At 68.4% G+C, this 21,147-nt stretch carries 12 protein-coding genes and 3 pseudogenes; 4 read left to right on the top strand and 11 right to left on the bottom strand.

Going from position 1 to position 21,147, the window contains the following annotated elements; genetic code table 11:
- Window positions 1-29: 29 nt before the first annotated feature.
- The 6 genes from ACYCO6_RS16850 to ACYCO6_RS16825 form a co-directional block, all read right to left on the bottom strand.
- Entirely contained in the window at window positions 30-1,775 is a 1,746-nt protein-coding gene (locus tag ACYCO6_RS16850; RefSeq protein ID WP_459773071.1) for a methyl-accepting chemotaxis protein, read from the bottom strand.
- Complete coding sequence (locus ACYCO6_RS16845; protein WP_459773070.1) at window positions 1,772-2,140, bottom strand: hypothetical protein; 369 nt, start codon at window positions 2,138-2,140, stop codon at window positions 1,772-1,774. The genes ACYCO6_RS16850 and ACYCO6_RS16845 overlap by 4 nt, the downstream gene beginning before the upstream one ends.
- Before the next feature lie 97 nt (window positions 2,141-2,237).
- The gene (locus ACYCO6_RS16840; protein WP_459773068.1) at window positions 2,238-4,625 is read right to left on the bottom strand and encodes an EAL domain-containing protein; all 2,388 of its coding nucleotides are present in this window, start codon (window positions 4,623-4,625) and stop codon (window positions 2,238-2,240) included.
- A gap of 534 nt (window positions 4,626-5,159) precedes the next feature.
- Window positions 5,160-7,658, bottom strand: a complete 2,499-nt coding sequence (locus ACYCO6_RS16835; protein WP_459773067.1) for a GAF domain-containing protein — start codon at window positions 7,656-7,658, stop codon at window positions 5,160-5,162.
- A gap of 777 nt (window positions 7,659-8,435) precedes the next feature.
- Window positions 8,436-9,788, bottom strand: a complete 1,353-nt coding sequence (locus ACYCO6_RS16830; protein WP_459763495.1) for an IS701 family transposase — start codon at window positions 9,786-9,788, stop codon at window positions 8,436-8,438.
- Window positions 9,789-10,080: 292 nt separating this feature from the next.
- A complete protein-coding gene (locus ACYCO6_RS16825) occupies window positions 10,081-10,362 on the bottom strand; it encodes an ADP-ribosylglycohydrolase family protein (protein WP_459773601.1) in 282 nt (93 codons plus the stop codon).
- A gap of 156 nt (window positions 10,363-10,518) precedes the next feature.
- On the opposite strand from ACYCO6_RS16825, the gene ACYCO6_RS16820 reads away from it, so the two are divergent.
- The 3 genes from ACYCO6_RS16820 to ACYCO6_RS16810 all read left to right on the top strand — a co-directional run bounded on the left by ACYCO6_RS16820 (window position 10,519) and on the right by ACYCO6_RS16810 (window position 14,920).
- A complete protein-coding gene (locus ACYCO6_RS16820) occupies window positions 10,519-11,694 on the top strand; it encodes a YncE family protein (RefSeq protein ID WP_459773066.1) in 1,176 nt (391 codons plus the stop codon).
- Between the two features lie 1,229 nt (window positions 11,695-12,923).
- Complete coding sequence (locus tag ACYCO6_RS16815; RefSeq protein WP_459773599.1) at window positions 12,924-14,261, top strand: DUF2157 domain-containing protein; 1,338 nt, start codon at window positions 12,924-12,926, stop codon at window positions 14,259-14,261.
- On the top strand, window positions 14,258-14,920 hold the full coding sequence (locus tag ACYCO6_RS16810; protein WP_459773064.1) for a GDYXXLXY domain-containing protein: 663 nt from the start codon (window positions 14,258-14,260) through the stop codon (window positions 14,918-14,920). Before ACYCO6_RS16815 ends, ACYCO6_RS16810 begins: the two co-directional genes overlap by 4 nt.
- Window positions 14,921-15,311: 391 nt before the next feature.
- Here the strand turns inward: ACYCO6_RS16810 and ACYCO6_RS16805 are convergent.
- Both ACYCO6_RS16805 and ACYCO6_RS16800 read right to left on the bottom strand, forming a co-directional pair.
- Window positions 15,312-15,470 (bottom strand): annotated as a pseudogene (locus ACYCO6_RS16805) (transposase); the annotation flags it as partial.
- Between the two features lie 115 nt (window positions 15,471-15,585).
- Window positions 15,586-15,804, bottom strand: a pseudogene (locus tag ACYCO6_RS16800) (integrase); the annotation flags it as partial.
- A gap of 327 nt (window positions 15,805-16,131) precedes the next feature.
- Between ACYCO6_RS16800 and ACYCO6_RS16795 the strand changes: the two are divergent.
- A complete protein-coding gene (locus tag ACYCO6_RS16795) occupies window positions 16,132-18,027 on the top strand; it encodes a potassium transporter Kup (RefSeq protein WP_459773062.1) in 1,896 nt (631 codons plus the stop codon).
- Window positions 18,028-18,034: 7 nt separating this feature from the next.
- On the opposite strand, the gene ACYCO6_RS16790 is transcribed toward ACYCO6_RS16795, so the two are convergent.
- From ACYCO6_RS16790 to ACYCO6_RS16780, 3 genes and pseudogenes are all read right to left on the bottom strand, one after another.
- Window positions 18,035-18,505, bottom strand: a complete 471-nt coding sequence (locus ACYCO6_RS16790) for a 4-hydroxythreonine-4-phosphate dehydrogenase PdxA (protein ID WP_459773597.1) — start codon at window positions 18,503-18,505, stop codon at window positions 18,035-18,037.
- A 289-nt stretch (window positions 18,506-18,794) separates the two neighbouring features.
- Window positions 18,795-19,325: pseudogene (locus ACYCO6_RS16785) on the bottom strand (four-carbon acid sugar kinase family protein); the annotation flags it as partial.
- Window positions 19,326-19,382: 57 nt separating this feature from the next.
- Window positions 19,383-20,435, bottom strand: a complete 1,053-nt coding sequence (locus tag ACYCO6_RS16780) for a 2-keto-3-deoxygluconate permease (RefSeq protein WP_459773061.1) — start codon at window positions 20,433-20,435, stop codon at window positions 19,383-19,385.
- Window positions 20,436-21,147 lie beyond the last annotated feature (712 nt).

Raw genomic sequence — 21,147 nt, 5'->3', positions numbered from 1 at the left:
GCCCCGCCGCGCGGGACGGCTGACCCGGGTCAGGCCGCGAGGTTTGGCACCACATTCACGGCCGGGTGGCGAAGGCCGTCGCGGACATCTAGGCCCGCTTGTCCTCCCGCGCTCCACGCGACGGTCGCCGGCATGCGGCTTCCGTCGTCCGTCTCGATCTCGACCGCCTGGCCGCTTGTGAGATACGGCGCCTCCGAGAGGCGCGCGCCGTGGGAGGAGATCTCGACGACGCGCACCGGGTGCCGTCGCCCGCTCACATGCAGGAAGCCTGCCTCATCGACGCCGACGCGCACGGTCCCGCGGCGCTCCTCCAGGTCCGTTGTGACGCGCTGCACGAACTGCGTCACCGAGCGCGCAAGGTCCGCCGCGACCGCCTTGAGCGACTCCGATGCGGCCAGGGCCGTCCCGGCATGACGCTGCGTCTCCTCGGTGGCGCGCGAGACGGACATCGCACCCGCATGCGCCTCCGTGCTGCCCTGGGCAACCTGAGAGACGGTGCGCGAGATCTCCTGCGTCGCCGCACGCTGCTGGTCGACCGATGCCGCGATGGAGGTGGTCAGGGCGTTCACCTCATGGGTCGCGGAAGCCATCGCCTGAACCGATCCGACGGTGCGCCGCGTGGAGGCTTGGATCGCCTCGACCTCCGCGACGATCTCGTCCGCCGCCTTCATGGTCTGGCCCGACAGCGCCTTGACCTCGGAGGCAACGACCGCGAAGCCGCGGCCCGCCGCGCCGGCGCGCGCCGCCTCGATGGTGGCGTTGAGCGCCAGGAGGTTGGTCTGGTCGGCCACCGACTTGATCAGGCCCATGACGGTGCCGATGCGGTCGGCCACGACAGCGAGTTGCTCGACCTCGCCGCTCGTCGTTCGGGCGATCTCGGTCATGTGTGCGATCAGCTCCTGCGCCCGCACCGTCTGCCCGGCGATGTCGGCGATGGAGGCGCTGAGCTCCTCGGCGCCTGCCGAGACCGAGAGCACGTTCTGCGCCGTCGCCGACGCCGTGATCTCGGACGCCGCGGCCTGCCGGCTCGATTGCACCGCGACGTCGCTCAGGGCAAGCGCGGTCTCGCGCATCCCGCTGGTCTCACGCTCGACCTTATGCTCGATGGCGACCAACTCGTCGCGGAACTCGGCCACGACCACGCCGAGCCGGCGCTGACGGTGGGCTTCCAGGTTGCGGTCCTGGCTCGCTGCGGCCTCGGCGCGGCGCTGTGCCAGCACGCTGTCGGCGGCCTGCCGGGTCGCCGTCTCGGCCGAGGAAAGCGCCTTGGCGAGTTGGCGAGCCGCCAGCACCAGGGCGGCCGCTTCCGTGACGAGGACGACGGCGTGCAGGACGACGCGCAGGTACTCGGCCCCGTTCGGGAACACCGCGGCCGGGTAGAGCACGTTCAGCGCGAGGTGGTGGACTGCCACGACCCCGGCGGCCACCAGGATGGAGGACCAGCAGCACCAGCCCGCAACGATCGCGAGGGCGGCAAAGAAGACCATGTGCATGTCAATCTGGAGATGCGTGCCGGAGGTGACCAGCACCAGCAGACCGACCAGCATCATCAGGGTGGCGGCGGAAAGGTGGCGCGTGCCTGCGGCGGGCCCCAGGCGCCGAGCGCTCGCGACCGTCGCGGCGAGCAGGAGGCCGGCGAGACCTGTCACGGCGACGGGCATGACGTCCCGCCACCAAGCGAGCGCCGTCACCAGCATCGCAAGGATGCCGAGCGCGCCCAGCATGATCGGCAGGAAGGCGATGCGGAGGCGGTCGAGGCTGCTGCTGTCGGTCACGGCTGGCGCGTTCCTGCGAGGGTGGAGGGAAGCCGGAAGCCTGGCAGGCACGGCCCGAGGGGGCCGGCGGCGAGGACGAGAACGGCGCCGGACCGGCGCAGGACGGCGACCAAGTCGGGTTCGGTCCCGTCCAGGACCGCGACATGGCCGGCGCTGGAGAGCCACAGGATGGGTGCCCCGGTGGCAGCGACCGCGCGCGGGACCGCCGCATCGGGGAAGGGCGTGAACACCGCAACTGGCTCGCCGGCCCGCGGTGTGAGGGCGAGCGCGACCGGGGCGAGGCCGCAGCCCGCGACCAGGGCGGAGGTCAGGGCGGCAGCGCGGAGCCGGGATTGCAATCGTGGGGGATGTCGCGCCGCGAGCACCAGGTCTGCCCTCCCATGCACCACCTTCTTCGAAGGCAGTATTCGCGGCCGTTTTACTCGGCCGAACAAAGTTGATAATTGCTTGTCCTCAGCCGACTCAGGCGCGTTTTCTGTCCTCGGTCGTGGCCGGGAGCGTGCCATGCGTGTGTAAGGCGAACTGCCCGATGGGCGCGGGCCGGCCCATCAGGTAGCCCTGCGCCGCGTGGCACCGTTCGGCGGCGAGGAAGCCCAGTTCCGCTTCGGTCTCGACGCCCTCGGCCAGCACCGGCAGCCCGAGACCGCGCCCCAGGCCGAGCACGGATCGCACGATGGCTGCGGTCTGCTCGTTGCTGTCGACCGAACGCACGAACGAGCCGTCGATCTTGATCTTGTCGAACGGGAACGAGCGCAGGTTCGACAGGGACGAGTACCCCGTGCCGAAGTCGTCCATGGCGATGTGCAGGCCGAGCGCCTTCAACTGCCGCAGCGTCAGGAGGGCCCGGTTCGGGTCGCTGATCAGTGCCGTCTCCGTCACCTCGATCTCAAGCCTGCCCGGGGCGAGCCCGGTCTGGAGCAGGACCTCGTGCACCAAGGTGACGAAGTGGATGCTGTGGATCTGCACCGCCGAGACGTTCACCGCGATGGTGAGGGGCTGCGGCCAGGTCGCCGCCTCGCGGCAGGCCTCGCGCAGCACCCACTCGCCGATCTGCAGAATGGCGTCGCTTTCCTCCGCGATGGGGATGAACACGGCCGGCGAGATGAAGCCGCGCTCTGCATGCTTCCAGCGTAGCAGCGCCTCAAAGCCCGTGACCTCGCCGGTGCTGACCGCGGTCTGCGGCTGGTAGACGAGGTGCATCTCGCCGCGGGCCACCGCGTGGCGTAGGTCGTGCTCCAAGAGGCGACGCTCGCGCACCTCGATGCCCATCTTCGCCTCGAAGAAGCGGTAGGTGCCGCGTCCCTCCGACTTCGCCCGGTACAGCGCCGTGTCGGCATTGCTCAGGAGTGTGGCCCGCTCCCGCGCGTCGTCGGGATAGAGCGCGATGCCGATGCTGGTCGCGACCTGGGGCCCGCCTCCCTCGGCCCGGCCGGAGCGTAGCGCCTCCAGGATGCGCTCGGCTAAGCGCCCGGCGGCTGACGCGTTCTCACACGGCATCAGGACGGCGAACTCGTCGCCGCCGAGCCGAGCCATCATCTGCGTGTCGTCGAGCGCGCCCGAGACGATGCGGGCCACACTCTCCAGCATGGCGTCGCCTGCGGCGTGGCCGAACAGGTCGTTGACCTCCTTGAAGCGGTCGAGGTCGAGGCAGAGCACCGCCAGCTTGCGCCCGCCGGCATCGGCGGCCCGCATCTCCTGTTCGAGCCTCTTGCCGAAGCTGGCGCGGTTGGCCAACCCCGTGAGCGCGTCGTGGTGTGCCAGGAACTGGATCTGGCTCTCGGCCTGGCGCCGGGCGCGGAGGTCGCGCACCGCGACGGCGTAATGCGGCCGCCCGCCGTACTCCACCGGCTGCATGATGACCTCGACCGGCACCATGGTCCCGTCGGCGAGCCGCAGCTCGGCCTCGACCGGCCGTTCCGGCTGGCTCGCCAGGGCGAGCCGGGTGGCGTCCCCCGGGAGGTATGTGGACAGGGCGGTGCCTGCGAGTGCGTTCTGCTGCAGGCCGACGAGCTTGGCGAAGCTGCGGTTCGCGCTGACGATAGCGTCGCCGGTGCAGACGACGAGACCTTCGACTGCGGCGTTGGCGAGGCTGCGCAGGCGGTCGGCCTCCAGCTTCGCGTGACGTCGGTCGCGCACGTCGAGGGCGAGCGCGGCGCCGGCGAGCAGCAGGATGGCGAAGCTTGCCAAAGCGACCGCGACGGCGAGCCAGGTATTCGGGACGGCGGCCTCGGATACGGTGAGCGCCGGGTCGGGCGTGACTGTCACCGCACTCATCGCGGTGAAGTGGTGGCTGCAGATGGCCAACAGCAGCAGGAGCGCGGCGGGCAGTTGCCGCGACAGGCCCCGCGCGCCGACCTGCGCTGCCAGCGCCGCGCCTCCTAGCACGCCGCCGAGAGCCAGCGAGACGGCGACGGTGGCGGGATTCCACGCCTTATGGCCGGCGACGTCGTAGGCGGCCATGCCGGTGTAGTGCATCGCCGCGATGCCGAGGCCGAGGATCATGCCGCCGCCCCAGGCGGCGGCTCGGCCGCCGACGAGGACGGCCAGCGCGAGGCCGGAGCCGACCAGCAGGATTGCGATGACGAGGGAGAGGCCGGTGAGCGCGACCTCGTACCCGCTCGGCACGCCTGGCGCGAAGGCGAGCATGGCGATGAAATGGGTCGCCCAGATGCCTGAGCCGCCGGCAGCGGCGGCCACGGCGAGCCACCCGGCCTGCGCCCAGCCCGCGGCCCGGCGCGCGTGGCTGACGAGGCAGACGGTCGTCAACGCCGAGAGTGCGCAGATGCCGGCCGCCAGCGCCACGAGGCGAAGGTCATGGGCCTCGACGAGACAACCGACGACAGTGAGCATGGGGCAGCCCCGGGACCGTTCGAATCCCGATGATCGGCTACGCTTGTGTAGAACGATTTAATCGCGAGCGCCCGCAGCGCGGGCTCACAGCCGGATTTGCAGTCTGCGGGTGTGGTGAGATGTCACTGGAGTCGCCCAAGACTGGCCAAGCGCGTGCGTCGAGGGCCGCAAATTGGTCGCCCCGCCGCGCTGGGCACGACAGCGTGAACGGCAACTTCCTGGGCGAGCGCACGTAGCCGGCGACCGCCTCGACGAAGCCCTTCTATGCCGGCGCCCACCCGATGGCACGGGTGCGGCTCGCCGTGCTCGACTTCGCCGAGGGCAACGCGATGCAGGCGCCGGGCGGGAGGGCGGGCATGCGGGCAAGGCACGTTTCAGGTCCGCGCTCCATGCAGCTTCGCGCCGTCCCTTTCGTTCGCAAGTTGACCGAACGATAGAACTCGCCCCGATACTCGCCACCCGAGGCTGCGATGCTCGGGATAAGGGGGGCGTTCGAGGGCTGGTTGCCTTGACGCAAGCTCGCGCCCCATGCCCTCATCTCCCGTCCTGGAAATTGCTTAGCGGCGCCTCGACGACGCAGGTCACGCCCTCGGGCGGGTAATCCAGCGAGAGGATGCCACCCACCTGGCCGGTCAGCCCCCGCTCGATCAGGCGCGTCCCGAAGCCCTTGCGGGTCGGGGGATGGACTGGCGGGCCGCCCCACTCACGCCAGGATAGCCTCAGAACCGGCTCACCCCCGACCTCGAACACTAGCCAGGACAGCTCGACATGCCCCCCGGGGACCGCGAGCGCGCCGTACTTAAGAGCGTTCGTGGTCATCTCGTGCAACATCAGCGCGAGCGAGAGCGCCGCCGTCGCACCGACCTCCACCTCGGGTCCGGTGACCCGGACGCGGCCTGAGGCCTCCTCCAGGACGCCGATGCCCTCGCGCGCCACCGCCGCGAGCGAGGCGCGCTCGGCCGCCCCGCCGAGCAGGATGTCGTGCGCCTTGCCCAACGCGATCAGGCGCTTCGCCAGCACCTCGCGCGCGGCCTCGATGTCGGTGGCGCCCCGCAAGGTCTGCCCAGCGACGGCCTGCACCATCGAGAACAGGTTCTTCATGCGGTGCGAGAGTTCGTGGTTGAGCAGGCGCTGCCGCTCCTCGGCCCACAGGCGAGCGACACCGACTTCGGCCCGGTCCGCCACCGCGCGCATGAACGCCAACTCCTGCGCGGTCCAAGTCCGGGGCACGCAGTCGTGCACGAAGAACAGCGCGACGGTGCTGCCGCGCTCGCGCAGCGGGACATCGACGAATGCCGCCACGCCTATGGCCTGCAGGGCTGGCGCATGGGAGGTGGTGCGGAGATCGGTGGTCACGTCGTCGACCACCAAGGGCTCGCCCCGCCTGAAACCGTGATGGAAGTCGCCATAGTCGGCGAAGCGATGGCGGCCGGCGACGCTGGCCTGCCCGGGCGCCGTCCAGTCCGGCTCAATGGTCACGTGCTCGCCGGTTGCGTCGAGCCGGCCGAAGCCAGCCCGGCTGGCGCGAAGGGCCGTGCCGGCGACCTCGGCCGCCACCCGCGTCACCTCGGGAACGTCGGTAAGGTCGCGCAGCCGGTCGCCGAGCTCCAGCAGCACCGTCTTGTATCGCTCGCTCTCGGCCAACGCATCCCGAGCGGCCCGCTGCTCGGTGATGTCGCGGGCCACGCCGACGAAGCGGATTGGCCGGCCGGCTTCGTCGTGTTCGACCTCGCCCTTGCGGGCGATCCAGCGCAGCTCCCCCGTGTCGGGCCGGCGGATGCGGTACTCCACGTCGCGCGGAGCCTCTCCGCTCCGCCGCGTTTCCGCCGTCGAGATGAGGTGCGCGTCCTCGGGAATGATGAGATGTTCGAAGACCGTGGAGGGGTAGCTGTCGCGTGGGGGGAGGCCGTATAGGCGGCAGAACTCGGGCGTGGCGTGCAGGATGCCGTCGCGGCCGATGGAGAACACGCCGACGCCGCCCGCCTCCTGCGCCCGCTGCAACCGGGTCTCGGCGTCGAGCCGGGCCGCGGCCTCGCCCAACTCCGCAAGCCCCGCCGATACGGTGCCCGCGAGAACCTGGGCGAGCTTGAGGTCCATCGCGGTGAAGGCGTCGCGCCGGCTCGACTGCAGCTTGAGCACCCCGACAGCCTCGCCCGCGCGCCTGACCGGCACGAGGACGCACGAGCGCAGGCGGAGGCGGTCGACGAGGTCGCGCTTGACCCGCGGGTCCTTCAGGACGTCAGGCACCAAGAGCGGCTCACCGGAGAGCAGGCACGCGCCCGCCAGGCTGCCGCGCAGCGGTACCCGCAGACCGGCATGCGGGACCAGCACGCCCTTGGTGGCGCGGTAGACGAGCTCCTCGTCCTCGCGCGTCTCGATGACGGCGCCCTCCGCATGGGGCACGGCCTCCATAGCGCCGGTCACCAGGGCGTCGAGCATGACGGCGCGGTTGCCACGGGCGAACGACATGGCCGTCTGGGTGCGTATGAGCTCCTCGCCCTGGCCGAGAAGGCTGCGCTGGTCGGCAAGAGCGCGCCGCAGTTCCATCTGCGCCATGACCTGGCCGGCGAGCGCCCGCAGGGACTCGGCCTGGATCTCGGTCAGGCCGGCGTGTCGCGGCTCGAAATCGATGACGCAGAGGCTGCCCAGCGCCACACCATCCGGCGTGCGCAGCGGCGCGCCGGCGTAGAAGCGGATGCGGGGGCCGCCGGTCACCAGGGGATTGTTCCGGGTGCGCGGATCCAGTGTCAGGTCCGGGATGACGAGCAGGTCCGGCTCGGCCAGCACATGGGCACAGACGGACGCGTTCAGGTCCGTCCCGCACGCGGGGAAGCCGACCCGCGCCTTGACCCATTGCCGGTCGTCGGCAACGAAGCTGACCAGGGCGACGGGCGTATTGCAGGCGTTGCGGGCGAGCAGGACGATGTCGTCGAAGCCCTTCTCCGGAGCCGTGTCGAGGATGGCGTAGGCGTTCAGGGCGGCGAGCCGGGCCGGGTCGTGGACGTCGGCCGGAAGAGCTTCGAGCACGGTCATCAGTCGGGTCGGCGGTCCGGAGTCTCGCGCGGGCTCGCCGTGCGTGAGGCGGTTGTTAGGAATGAGCACCTGTGCGGCATGCCGGACGCCGGCCGACTGCAAACGGCTCCCGCTTGCATAGCGCAGAATGGACATTCCGTGCAGCTTCGCCGCCCGCTTCGGTTATCGCCGCACCTCAGGCATCGGCTGTCCATCAAAGAGCCTCACCGGTCCAGGCCGTTCCGCAACCGGGGCGCCCGAGGTCAGGGCGCCGCCATGTGCTCCTTGATGTGTGAATGGCATCACGACGATCCCCGCGGCGTGGCCATCCCGCGGTGGCTTCAGCGCAATGCCGAACTTGCGGCGGTCGGTCTTCGAGTCTCCCTGAGATTGCGCAACGACGCAGGCGACCTTCTCGCTCGGACGGACGCAGGTCATCATCCAGTCGCCGTAGCTCTCAGTGACTGTCGTTGCACCAGTAGGCCAAAGCGCGGCGGCCGTCGACGGCGGCGTGGGCGACGGGCTGGTGGAGCCTTCGGGTGGGCCAGTCTCGGCTTGGACTTGGGCTTCGGCCGCGCCTTCTCGACTACGGGCGCTGCCGCACCGGGCTCAGCATCCTGGGCGTGGATAGGCCCGGCAAAGTCTATAAGCACCAGGGCAGCCAGGAGGATGATGCGGGCAGGTACGCGGGTCGGCGGCATGCAAATGAGCCTTGAGTGCCGGGAACACCGGAAGGCGCCTAGAGCCGTTTCCGATCGCGTTGCAATCGGAAGCGGCTCTAAGCTCGACTTTGGCCATTCATGCGGCGTGGCAGAGGGCATAGGCCCAGGGCGCGGGCAAACGGAAGCGGGGTTTTGTTCGGGCGCGTCGGCGCGGTGATGTTGCCAAAGTCCGCTCGCGCCAGATCGCGCAGCGCACGGCGGCCAGAGCATCGGCGAAGGTCGGGCGCGGTTTGGGGTACCACGCGGCGGCCGCGATCCGTCGCCGTTGGCGGGCCGGGAGCCGTGCGGCCAGCAGCGTGACGATCGAGAACAGGGCGAGCAGGCAGGGTGTGGTGCGGGCAATCGCCGTGTCGGACCACTGCCGCTGCGTCTCGACGCCGAGATGAGCGCGCACTTCCTGGAAGGTGACCTCGACGGTCCAGCGCCGCACGAACCACCCCACGATCTGCGTGGGCTCGCGCGTCGGATCAGTGCAGAGCAGGGCCTGGGGCGGGAAGCGTGCCTTGGGATCGCGGATGAGTACCCAGCGGATCGGCACGACCGGCAGACCGCCGTGCCGCCACACCGCGGTGTCCGAGGCGATCTCGATCGTGCGCTCGCCCGCCCCGTACCAGCCCGGCACCACGACCGCGTGCCAGCGCGTGTCCTTGGCCGCGAGGGTCGCGGCGAGCGTCGGCCGCCGAGCGCCTTTGGTCCGCGGGCGCCCGATCGTGCCGGGTGGCCGCGGCGGGGCGGGATCGTAGAGAGCAGCATCCAGCCGCAGGCGGGTGATTGCCGTGATGCGGGCGCGGCGCATCGCGTCGAGGAACAGCAAGGCCGAGAAGCCGCTGTCGCCCACCACCACGAGGTCGCGTGCGCGCAGCCAGCGGCGGGCCTGGAGGGCAAGTTGGCGTCCGACGTCGAGCAACGGCTTGTGCCGACGGCCCCGGTCGCGACAGGCGCGCTCTGATGGCACCAGCGCGGTCAGGAACGGCAGCGCCCAGACGCGCCCCGCCCAGGGGATCGGGGCGAGCAACATCAGGCTCATCCAGCGCAGCCCGCTCGCCTTGACGAAGTGGCTGTCGGAGGAGCGAACCGGATCACGGTAGATGCCCTTGGCGGCGATCCGCTTGCCGCGGCGGCGCTCAATCGTGTCGTCCAGTCCCAGGACCACGGGGCCGCGTTGCGCGAACGCGTCGACGAGGAACCCGAGCAAAATGCGGCTGCCGCTGCGCGGGCACCACGCCGCCCGGTTGAGGATGCGGTGGGCGTTCACGAACCGCCGCTCCTGCGCGCGGCCCATGATGCGCAGGACACTCGCCACCGTGCGGCGGCCCGGCGTCAGGATCGCGCCGATCAGCAGAAGCTGAGCATGGCGCCACGAGCGGTGGACGAACAGCGGCGCGAACGCCAGGATGATCCCGGCGAAGCGGGTGGGCAGGTCCAGCATGGCGGTGTCTCTTGGCGGGGACGCCACCAGCCTATCCGTCACACCCGCTTCGTCACCTCACATCCTCGACGACCCGTCCGATTGGCCAAAGTCGAGCTAAGGTCTTGATCTGACGCGCTCGCCTGCGCCGAACCGGCGTCCACTTCGGCGACGAGCGCTCTAACGATCGGTCGGAGGCCAAGCGATTGCCAGATTGCCCTACGTCGTCCCGCCCTCGCCGAAGACGCCGGTATTCACCCACAGGCGGTTGCGGCAGGTGAGCCGTTGGTCTCGTTCGAAGGCCTGCTTAGGGTCAGCTGCTTCCCCTCCTCTGGGCATCGATAAGAAGCCGATCTGCGGTCTCAGAAATTTCCCTGCGCCAGGCGAGCGGATGAAGCCAGCGCTCCGGGATGGCAGAGGCGCCGCAGAGGGCGCGGGCGAGCTGGCCGGTGACGGCACCGACGGTGTCAGCGCTTTCAGCCAGATTGGCCGCCTGGATGGGAGCGTTCTCGAAGCTGGTGGTGGTGCCGACGGCCCAGAGAGCGGCTTCGAGCGTGTCGGTGCAACGGTCGTTCGCGACCGAACCGGCAGTCAGGTTGAACCGCTTTCCCGAGGTTTGAACTCTCGCAAATCGTAACCGGCAGCCTCGGAAAACAGTCGAGCTGAATTGTGTAAGCTCGCGGCACCGCTACACTGACCTGCGGGAGAAAACGCAGTCGGAAAGCGACTCAGGCCGCGAGGGGAAGCAGCGATGGCACGTGTGTTGAGAGCGGCAGGTTTCGGCGCCTGGCTTGTGACCGGTTTGTGCAGCACGACCGTGCTCGGCGCGCCTTACATGATCGTCGGCAATGACGAGAAGCTCGTCTGGAATGACGAGGGCAAGCCGGTGATGTCGCTTCCTGGCAAGGACAACGTGCTCGTCGTCGATCTGGCCAACCCGGAAGACCCCAAGATCATCGCCAACCTGCCGCTGAAGAACTCCGTGGTGGGTCCGCCCGCCAACATCGCCATAGACCCGAGCGGCTCGATTGCCGTCGTGGCGGATTCCGTCAGCGTCATCCAAGAGGGCGAGGCGCTCAAGCAGGTGCCGGACGACAAGGTCCACGTCATAGACCTGAAGGCGAATCCGCCTAAGCTCGCCGCTACAGTGCAGGTCGGCAAGATGCCGTCGGGACTGGACATCAGCCCGAAAGGCGACATGGCCCTAGTGGCCTTGCGGGGCGACAACGCCGTCGCCGTGCTGTCGATCAAGGGCACCGAGGTGAAAGTGGTCGATACCGTGCCCATGGGCGACGTCGTCTCGCAGGTGGCCTTCACGCCCGATGGCCGCCACGCTGTGGCGGTCAAGTTTCCAACGGGCAAGGCCTCGCTGCTCGACATCGGCGCGGACGGTAAGGTGACCTACAACAAGCTCGATCTGCCGACCGGCCCCTGGCCCTACAATGTCGTCGTGAGCCCCACGGGCAAGATCGCGCTCACCGCGGATAACGGCAATTCCGGCGCCTCGGACGGCAGCGTCGACACGGTGAGCGTCATTGACCTTGAAGCCCAGCCGCCGCGGATCACGGACCGCGTCGTGGTTGGAGATGGTCCGGAAGGCATCGCCATCAGCCCCATGGGCGACGTCGGGGTGGCGGTCATCCTCAGAGGCTCGAACGCGAGCAAGAAGGCTTATTTCTACAACAAGAATGGCAGCCTCGACGTCCTGAAGATCGACGGGAAGGCGGTGACGAAGATCAAGGAGCTTGAGGTTGGCGGATTGCCGGAGGCGGCGGCGTTCACCCCGGACGGACGCTATCTGCTCGTCGGCAACTATCTCGACCAAGACTTCTCGATCTTACGGGTCAACGGCACCGAGATCACCGATACGGGGAAGCGGTTCAAAGTGCCTGGCCACCCCGCCTCGGCGCGGATAAGCCCCCGCTGACAGCGAGTGACTTCGGTCGCTTTGACACGTCCCTCGCCGGCGCCGCCCGACCCGCGACGCTTTTGCGGCTCGCGCCCGCCGTTAAGGTCGGGTGCGAGCCGCAGAGGCGATCATAACCAGCAGCTTCAACGCCAGACGGCAGATCCGACGGGCGGCGCTTCATGCCTTCGGCCAAGGCCGCCCAAGGAACGCCTGCAGCGCGCCAGATGCCGTGGCACCGCAGATATGAGCGATCTGACGGTGATGTTCAGGAGCAACGACAGGTCGCCGCTTCGGCCACCCTCCGCCGTTCGCCGCCGTTCAACCTCAAGAAAGCGGTCCTGCTGAATACCTGCGTTGGGCGGGGAGCCGTCATTGGGCTGCCACGCCTCAGGGCCGACATTCAGCTGAGCGCCCATTCCGGCCGCTCAGCCGAGCGCGGCGGCTTCTCTGAAGCGGACTCTCTGCAGAAGCTCAGTTTGTAGGTCTGAGCTGCGCCAGGGTTGCCACAGCCCGGAAACTAATCGCCATCTTAATCCATCCTGCCGGACGGAATACCATGGCAGACCGTTTGACCGGCAAGACAGTCGCTCAGCTGGTCCGGTCCAAATCACCGGTCCGATCACCCCTACGAGGCGCCCCAGTCACTCTGGTGAAGGCCGGCATTCCTCTTGGCGAGGAGAGCCGCCTGGCTCCTTGCCGTTGCCGCTCTGCGTGCGTGAATGGCGCCGAGAGCCCTCAACGTCCGAGCTGCCGCCGGCGACCCGGCTCGAGCAACTGTCTCGGCGGCGGCGATTGGTGGCCGGAAGGCCCGATCCGAGAACGTGCTCTCGGGAAGGCGGACGAGAGAGAGGCTGGGTTCGCTCTGGAGCGACATCACCACATTCCAGCAACAAGGGAGAACACTCCTGAAACACGGCGAGCGTGCAGCGGGATCTCCTTGGCCTCTACTCACAAGGCGGACGTTGCGCACCCGATTCAACCTCGCCGCAGACAACAATCCACGCTGTGCCTGGAAGCGGGCATTCGTCCCAGCGTAAAACCGGTCCCGTTCCATCCTCTCCTGATCTCCATACGGCGTCCGAGTGATAGGCGTCTTCAGCGGATCATAGACCTAATATTTTAATGCCGTCCGAGATATTCAGACGGCGGTAAGCATTTTCTAATGTGCGAAAAATCGCATCCAATACCGGCAGCGGTGTCTTAAGTTTTCGGTCCGCATATAGCGCAGGATCGCATCAAGGTTGGCCATGCCGCTGTCCTATTCTGCACGTCTGCGGCGCGACCTCCGCGACTGGCAGGAACGCGGTCTGATCCAGCCAGAGCAGGCTGAGCGCATCGTCGCCCATGCGCTCGCGCCTCGCGGTCTCCGGCACCTTCAGACTGCTCTAGCGCTCTGCATCCTCCTGCTCGTGGCGCCGTCCGTCATCGCATTCGTGGCCGCGAACTGGTCCGCCATGCCGCCCCTCACGCGGCTGATTGTGCTCGTCCTCGCTAACACCGCGGCTGTGACCGGCGCCTACCTGGCGGCGCGCCGGCTTGCTCACGATCAAATCGGCTCGTCGCGAAGGCTCGTGGACGGACTGGCGACCTTGTCCCTCGCCATCGCGACGGGCACGCTCGCGCTGGTCGGCCAAACCTTCCACGTGGCCGCGGATCCCCGGGGCTTTGCCGGAACCGTCGCTGTCCTCGGCTTGGCGACGGCGCTCGTCGCGCGCTCGGGCGGTGCGGCCACCATCGCCTGCATCGCCCTCATCGCGGCCGATGCGGGCCTAGGCGGGCTCGACCTCGCCCTGATGCAGGGAGAACCCGTCTCCGGATCAGGAGCTTGGTTCTGGACAGTGGGTCCCGCGCTTTTCCTCGCGAGCCTGTCCGGCTGGCTGCCGGCGCGGGAGTCCACGCTGCTCCTGCTCCTGATTGTGCTCACCAACCACCTCGGCGGCGCACCCGCAGGCTTGACGTTTCTGCTGCCGCCCGATCGCATCCTGACTGTTGCGGCCCTCGCACTCGCGCTCGGCCACACGCTGTCCCGCTTCTCACTCCAGGGAGAATGGGGATCGCGCCTTCACGACGGGGCTCTGGCACTCGCGCGCGCGGCGGTCGGCCTCAGCCTGATCGGCATCGCCATGGTATCCGTGCGCACGCTCGGCTTCGGCGGCGCGCGGCCAACCTTCACGGCAGCTCTGGCGTTCGCCGCGCTCGCGCTCGCCGCCCTCATCCTGTCCCGCTTCCGATGGCCCACATGGGCGACGGCCCCCACGGGGGACCTCCTCGTTCTCGCTGCGGCTGCCCTGGCACTTCTGGTGTGGCTGATCACTGGCTCCAGCCGGGAGCCCTCGACGTTCTGGACCGTGTGGGGCGGCATCGTGCCGGCGCTCACGCTGGTGATCGCCGGCGACCTTGAGGACAGGCGCGAACTGTACGGCTGGGGCTTGGCGCTGACGGCCGGCCTCACGATCAGCATGCTCGCCGCCTCCGGCAATCTCATCGCCTTCTCGGGCAGCCTGCTGCTCTGCGCGCTTCTCCTAACCCTCGCGCTGGTGGCCTGCCGCTGGGCTGCGCGCCGCATCAATGGGAGCGCCGCATGAGGGGTTATGGTCTCGGTATCGCCTTCGCCGGCCTGCTGGCGATCCAAGTGCTACCGTCCGTGCACTTGGCATGGCAACAAACGGCACGGCTGAACGACGGGCGCTCGGTCCGCCTCGCCGTCGAGACGCGGGATCCACGTGAGCTCCTGCGCGGCGAGTACAGCGTCCTCGCCTACGAGATCGGACGCCTACAGGGAATAGGCGCAGGAACGAAGGTAGCGGGCTGCGATCTGGATGCCCGCGAGAGCTGCCGGCTCGAGGCTGGGCGCGTCGTCTATCTTCGGCTCGCCGCCGACGCTGAGGGCATCCACAGGGCAGAGGAGGTGCTGTTCGAGCCTCCGGCGGAAGCCGTTCCGTTCATCAAGGGTCACCTGGGTTCGGCGACGCTGGTGCGCCAGGGGGCTCCGCTCGGCATTCGGGCCCGGACGGGCGGCCAGCCGAGCGAGCCCGCCACCTGCCAGCGTCCCACCTGTCTAACGGGCGTGGTGAACTACGGCATCGAGCGATGGTACGGAGCGCAGGGTGTTCCGGCCAAGCTCGATCGAACGGCGCGCAAGGACGTTCTCGTCGAGGCGCGTGTGGCGTCAGATGGACGTGCGGTGATCGACGGGATTACGGTGGCGGGCAAAGCCTTCGCCAAGACCGCGCGCCTCTGGTGAGGATCTGCATTGATCACGGGAGCAGACCCAAGGAGCAGGCGGCCATTCCCTGTGCTCGTTTCACCGCGCAGGCTTCTTGAAGCGACCCGACCTCTGCTTGTTCGCTTTTCTTCCCGGAAGCAGAGCGTCGCCGATCCAACCATCCCAGTCGAACAACTCTGTTTCACCAAGCGCCTGGAAGCGAACCGACTCGGGGCCTGCCTCGGGTCGTTTTCTGCCGTTCAGCCGGTGCTGCGCCAGCGGCCGCTATCCTCTGCCTTGACCCGGAAGCGGACAGGCCGTTTTCGTGAAGAGTTTCGGGCGCCGTGAGGCGTACGAAAGTCTCCAAAGAAGGAACCCGCGGGGACCGAGGCACTCAGCTATGGGGCTTGGTCGTTTCGGCCCGATGGCGGCGGGTGGAGCTGGCGAGCAGGCCGTAGTGGCGGATGCGGTGGAAGCCCTTGGGCAGGACGTGCTGGAGGAAGCGCCGGATGAACTCGTCCGTGGCCAGCGTCAGGGTGCCGTAGCGCTCGGGCCCGTCGCGGCGAAAGTCCTTGACGCGGAAGGTGATCCGCCATGACCTTGCGCTCGTGCAGGCTCAGATGCCCGGTCCGGGCAGCCCGGTAGGCCGGCCCGGCGGTGCGGAAGACGTCGGCGACCTCCAGCGCGGGGGCCGGCCCGGCGCGTCAGCCGCCGGCCGCGATCTCCCCGGCCTCGCACAGGCCGAGCCGGTCGAGGGAACTGGTCACGGTGCGCACCGTGCGGGTGGCGACCTTGGTGCAGAAGGCGGTGTTGTCGAGCTTGGCCTGGCCGAGCGGGACCGGGATCACCCGGATATCGGTGCCGTCCTCCAGGAGGTGGGCGGCGAAGCTGTGGCGCAGGGTGTGGTCAGATCGCCGGAGCGCGCACGACAGGACGTTCGGCTTCGCGCCCATCCCGATCATTCGGGGCAGCAGGGCGAGATCTCCGAAGCGGACGTGAAATCCCCGGTCATCGGCCACGGCTGTTTGCGCGGCATCCGGACCCGACGCGCCTAATTCGGCCGGACGCAATGAGACTGATGACATCTTGCAGCCGACCCGATCTCAAGCGGGGGTGGTGAACACCGAAGAGACCTCCGCGTTGCCTATCGCTGAAGCCGAGCCGGAAGCCGGCAGATTGTTGGCGTAAGGCTCGCCCAACGTGAGATGGTCTCCGCCACCCCCCCGACGACCTGCACTAGCGAGGGCACGATGACGAGCTCGGCCGAAGCGATCTCGACTCCCGCAGCGGCCCCGCACCCGATCCGGTCCGCCCTTATGCTTGGCGCGCTCGGTGTTGTCTTCGGCGACATCGGAACCAGCCCGATCTACGCCTTCCGCGAGTCTCTCAAAGCGGCAGGAGACACTGCCACTGAGACGACCGTCTACGGCGTCCTCTCGATGGTGTTCTGGGCCGTCATCCTCGTCGTCGCGCTCAAATACGTCGTCTTCGTCATGCGCGCCGACAACCAGGGCGAGGGCGGGACGATGTCCCTCCTATCGTTGGCACTACCGGTCGCGGGACGGTTCCAACCGGCGCTGTTGATCGTCGGCCTTGCCGGCGCCTCTCTGTTCTTCGGCGACGCTATGATCACGCCAGCCATCTCGGTGCTGAGCGCGATTGAGGGCCTCCAGGTAGCCACCCCCATCGTCGCCCCCTACGTCGTGCCGATCGCCGCGCTCGTGCTCGTTGGGCTGTTCGCGATCCAGCGGTACGGCAGCGGTCACGTCGGCTCCCTGTTCGGGCCGGTGATGGCGGCGTGGTTTCTGACGCTGGCGCTGGCCGGGTTCGCGCACCTGCTGCAGCGACCGGGCGTGCTCCTCGCGCTCGACCCGCGCTACGCCCTTGCCTACGTCGCTCACGCCGGCGGCGCGACGACGTTCACGGTGCTTGGCTCTGTGTTCCTGGCGCTCACCGGCGGCGAGGCGCTCTACGCCGATATGGGGCACTTCGGGCGTGGCCCGATCCGCGTCGACTGGTTCGCCTTCGTCCTGCCCGCGCTCGTGCTGAACTACCTCGGCCAGGGCGCCCTCGTGCTGACCGATCCGGCGGCCGCGGCCAATCCCTTCTTCCTACTATTCTCCGGCTCGCTGCTCGTGCCGGCTGTCGGCCTCACCACGCTTGCCACGGTGATCGCCAGCCAAGCGGTACTCTCGGGCGCCTTCGCGCTGGTGCAACAGGCGATCCAGCTCGGCGCGATCCCGCGGCTCGAGGTCCGCCAGACGTCTGATGAATCGGTGGGGCAGGTCTACGTGCCGCAGGTCAACTGGCTGCTGGCCATCGTGGTGCTCGGCCTTGTGTTCGGCTTCCGCTCGTCGGACGCACTGGCCAACGCCTACGGCATCGCGGTGGCGGGCGATATGACGGTGACGACGCTGCTCGTGGCCACCGTGGCTCACGGTCTGTGGCGTTGGCCGGCAGCCCTCGTGTTCCCAGTTGCCGGGCTGTTCCTGGTGCTCGACCTGACCTTCGTGACCGCCAACGTTCACAAGATCCCGGCCGGCGGTTGGTTTCCGCTGCTGGTGGGGACGGTCGCGCTGACCCTGATGCTGATCTGGCGCAAGGGCCGAGCGATCGCCTTCGCGCGGCGAGCCGAGAACGCGGTGGCGCTCAGCGACTTCGTCGCCGGTCTCGACAAACCGGACGCACCCGTGCGGATGCGCGGCACGGCGGTCTATCTCACCACCCGCACGGATGTCGTGCCCTCCGCGCTGGCGCTCAACGTCCGGCACAACGGGGTGGTGCACGAGCGGGTGCTGCTCCTGCGGGTGACGACCGAGCGGGTACCGCGGCTGACCGAGGCCGAGCGCGTGCGGATCGAGGCGCTCGGATCCGGGTTCAGCCTCGTGCACCTTCGGTTCGGATTTGCCGAGAAGCCGGACGTCATGACTGCGCTGCGGCTGCATTCCGCTTCGGTCGGCTGCGATCCCGATACGGCATCGTTCTTCATCGGCAGGGAAAAGCCAGTGCCGTCGCTGCGGCCGGAGCTGAGCCGGTGGCAGGAGCCGCTCTACGCCTTTATGGCGCGCAACGCCGTGCGCTCGCCGGACTACTATCGGATCCCGCCGGCGCGGGTCGTCGAGTTGGGGACGCAAGTTGAGATGTAGGTGGCGGTCAGGCCGTCACCAGCTTCGGAGCGAGGTCGACCGCCTGACGCAGTGCCTCCACCAGGCTCCGCTCGTCCGCGATCCCCTTGCCGGCAATGTCGAAGGCCGTTCCGTGATCGACAGATGTCCGGATCACGGGCAGGCCCACGGTGATGTTCACGCCGGATTCGAGCCCCAGAACCTTGATCGGGCCGTGACCCTGATCGTGGTACATGGCGACCACCATGTCGGAGTCGCCGCGGGCGGCCAGGAAGAACAGCGTGTCGGCTGGCAGCGGGCCGCGCACGTCCCAGCCCCCGTCTTGGTAAGCCGCGACGGCCGGCGCGATCTTCTCGGCTTCCTCACCGCGGCCGAAGAGGCCGCCTTCGCCCGCATGCGGGTTGATGGCGCAGACGCCGATCTTCGGGTTCGCGATCCCGGCCTTTACCAGCACGTCGTGGCCGCGCGTGATGACGCGCTCGACGAGGCCGGGCTCGATCTTCGCGATGGCGTCGAGAAGCGGTACGCGCGGCGAGCGCCGCCCTGTCGGCAGGGTCGCCGAGCAGCGTCTTGGGCGCGACCGGAAGGTGGGTCACGCTTCCTCCTGCGGCGAGATTGCGAGCTGCCGCGCGAGAGGCTGCCGCGAGCGACCCGACCACGATCAGAGTGCCACGCGTGCTCGGTGCGATGCGGACTGCCTCGGCGGGTTGCGCCGTGTCGTTGGCCGCGAGGGCATGGGCAAGGCCCGCGCTGCCGATGAAGAAGATCGCAGCTGCGTCCGACAGGCTCGCCCGAGCAATGCGGCCGAGATCCTCTTCCGTCTCAGCATCGCAGACAGCGATCATGCCGCCCCGGGTGGCCACCCGCGCGAGCGCGGTCGCGCGGTCGCCGTGCATGGTCGAGAGTGGAAGCGTCTCGGCCCGGATGTCGGCCGAGGCGAGGACCGCCGCAAGGTCGGCACTGGCATAGGTGTGATCGCGATGCCAGACCTCCGCCTCTTCCAGCGGACGACCGTTGACGCGGACGCGACCACCGACCGTCGTCCTGCCCGTCGCCGGGAAGGCGGGCGCGCAGACCCCGAAGCCCGACCCCGCCCGCGTTTTCAAGGCCGCGATCGCTGTGGCCGTCTCGGCAGCCGGTTGGCCTCTCAATGTTGAATCGATCTTCTTGAACAGTATCCGATCCGGTTCGAGCAGGCGGGCCAGAAGCCGTGCGTGGCGTCGCGCAGCATCTTCCGCGGATAGATTGCGGCTGTCGGCGTCGTAGGACAGAACCGCCGGCTGATCCGGTCCGACGATTGCCGCGTCGCCCCAGATCACCGCCGCCTCGCGGCCCCACGTGCGAACGCGATCGCGCAGTCCGCAGCGCCGGTCAGATCATCGGCGAGGACGAGCCGACGGCCAGCCATTTCGGCGGCTGCCGGCCCGCTGCGCCGGGACGGTGTCCGACGCGCCCGGCGGCTCGGCCTCCGCCTCCTCGGCACGGCCGAAGGCCCTTGCAGCCCAGGCGGTCGCGATCGGGACGAGGATCGCCGTCACCACGACGCAGGCCGCGACCAGGATCGTGGCAGGGCCCGCCGCGTCGGCATAAGCTGGATTGGCGGAGGCGACGATGGCCGGCACGGCCGCGGCGTTGCCGGCGGTTGAGGCAGCGGCCACGCCCGCGACACCCGTCCCCCCAGTCAGGCGGTCGGCGAAGAACAGCGGGATTCCCGTCACGATTACGACTGCGACGCCCATTGCGAGGCCGAGCAGGCCCGCCTGCCAGACCTTCGACAGGTCGAGGCCGGCCCCAAGCGCGAATGCGAAGAACGGGATCATCACCGGGATCGCGCGGCTCAGGAAGTCGCGCATCTCGCGGTCGAGGTTTCCAATGATCATCCCGACGAGGAGCGGCAGGATTGCGCCCACCAACGTCTGCCAGGGAAAGGCCGAGAGGCCTGCGACGCCGAGCGTCACCATCGTGAGGAAGGGTCCGCTCTCCAGCGACATGATGGTATAGGCGCCGACGTCACGCGGATGACCATATTGGCCCATCAACGCCATGTAGAGCCCACCGTTGGTGTCGTTCATGCTGGCGACGATCGCCAGGGTGGAAAGACCCGCGAACATACCGGCAGCCACCGGCGGCTCGCCGAGAATACGGCCGAAGATCAGGCCGAGGATGATGGCAACCCCGATCTTCACGGCAAGGAGCGTACCGCCCTTCTTCACGATGTAAGGGGTGGCTCGGAAATCGATGCTCGCACCCATGCACACGTAGAAGACGGCGAGGATTGTCAATGCACCGGAGAACAGCGCTCCAGTGAATGAACCGAAGAACTTCGGAGTTCCAGGAAAGAACGTTGCGATCAGCGCGCCGGCAAGCAACGGTACGACCATCATGCCCCCGGGCACGGCTTCGATGGATCGCTTAATTGGGATCTGCATGCCGGCATCCTCCTCGCGCAGTGTGCGTAATCTTCTTGGTTTTGACGTACTCGCTCAACAGGCCAGCCGAGAAATACCGAGCCGGTCCGCATATTCTGCGCAAAGCGCGCATGCAGTCACTTGTTCCGGCCGTTCTGTGCAAGTGCGATTGACCCAGTCGAACTGCGGCGCCCCGCAGAGCGTGCGCTTAGCCGCAGCTTGAGCTTCGAAGCGGATGAGCTGTTACCGGCCAGATCCGGCCGACCGCTTCGTGCCCATCCCAGTCATTCCTGGCGTCGCCGGCGATGCTCAGAAGCGGTCATTCGCATAAGGCGAGCTTACGAAACGGCATCAGCCTGCTCCCCTGCGCTGCTTCATCACTTGCTTCCGTTCGGCACATTCCTGAATGAGCAGGATCGATCCGTCAGCCGCCCTGAGGTCCTTCGTATACTTAAGGCGGGCCGCGGCTTCTGATGAAAACAGCACGTCCTATCATGCAGCAGAAACAATTTATCTGCTGACCGCATCAAACTCGCCTTTCGAGGCGCTCTACTCAGCCCTCGGATTGAAGCTCCGCTCCGAGCTCGCGCTCGCGTTGGGGCTGAGCACGGTGATACAGGCGCGCTCATGGTCGACGAGCACAACCGCACGACGGTGCCTGGCCTCTACGCGGCCGGCGGTGAGGTGCGCGGGCTCGACCCAGTCGTCGTCGCCGTGGGGCATGGAGCGGTCG

The sequence above is a fragment of the Methylobacterium sp. CM6257 genome, assembly GCF_054611515.1.
The sequence above is the reverse complement of the archived record's forward strand: the minus strand, read 5'-3'. Positions and strand labels throughout refer to the sequence as shown.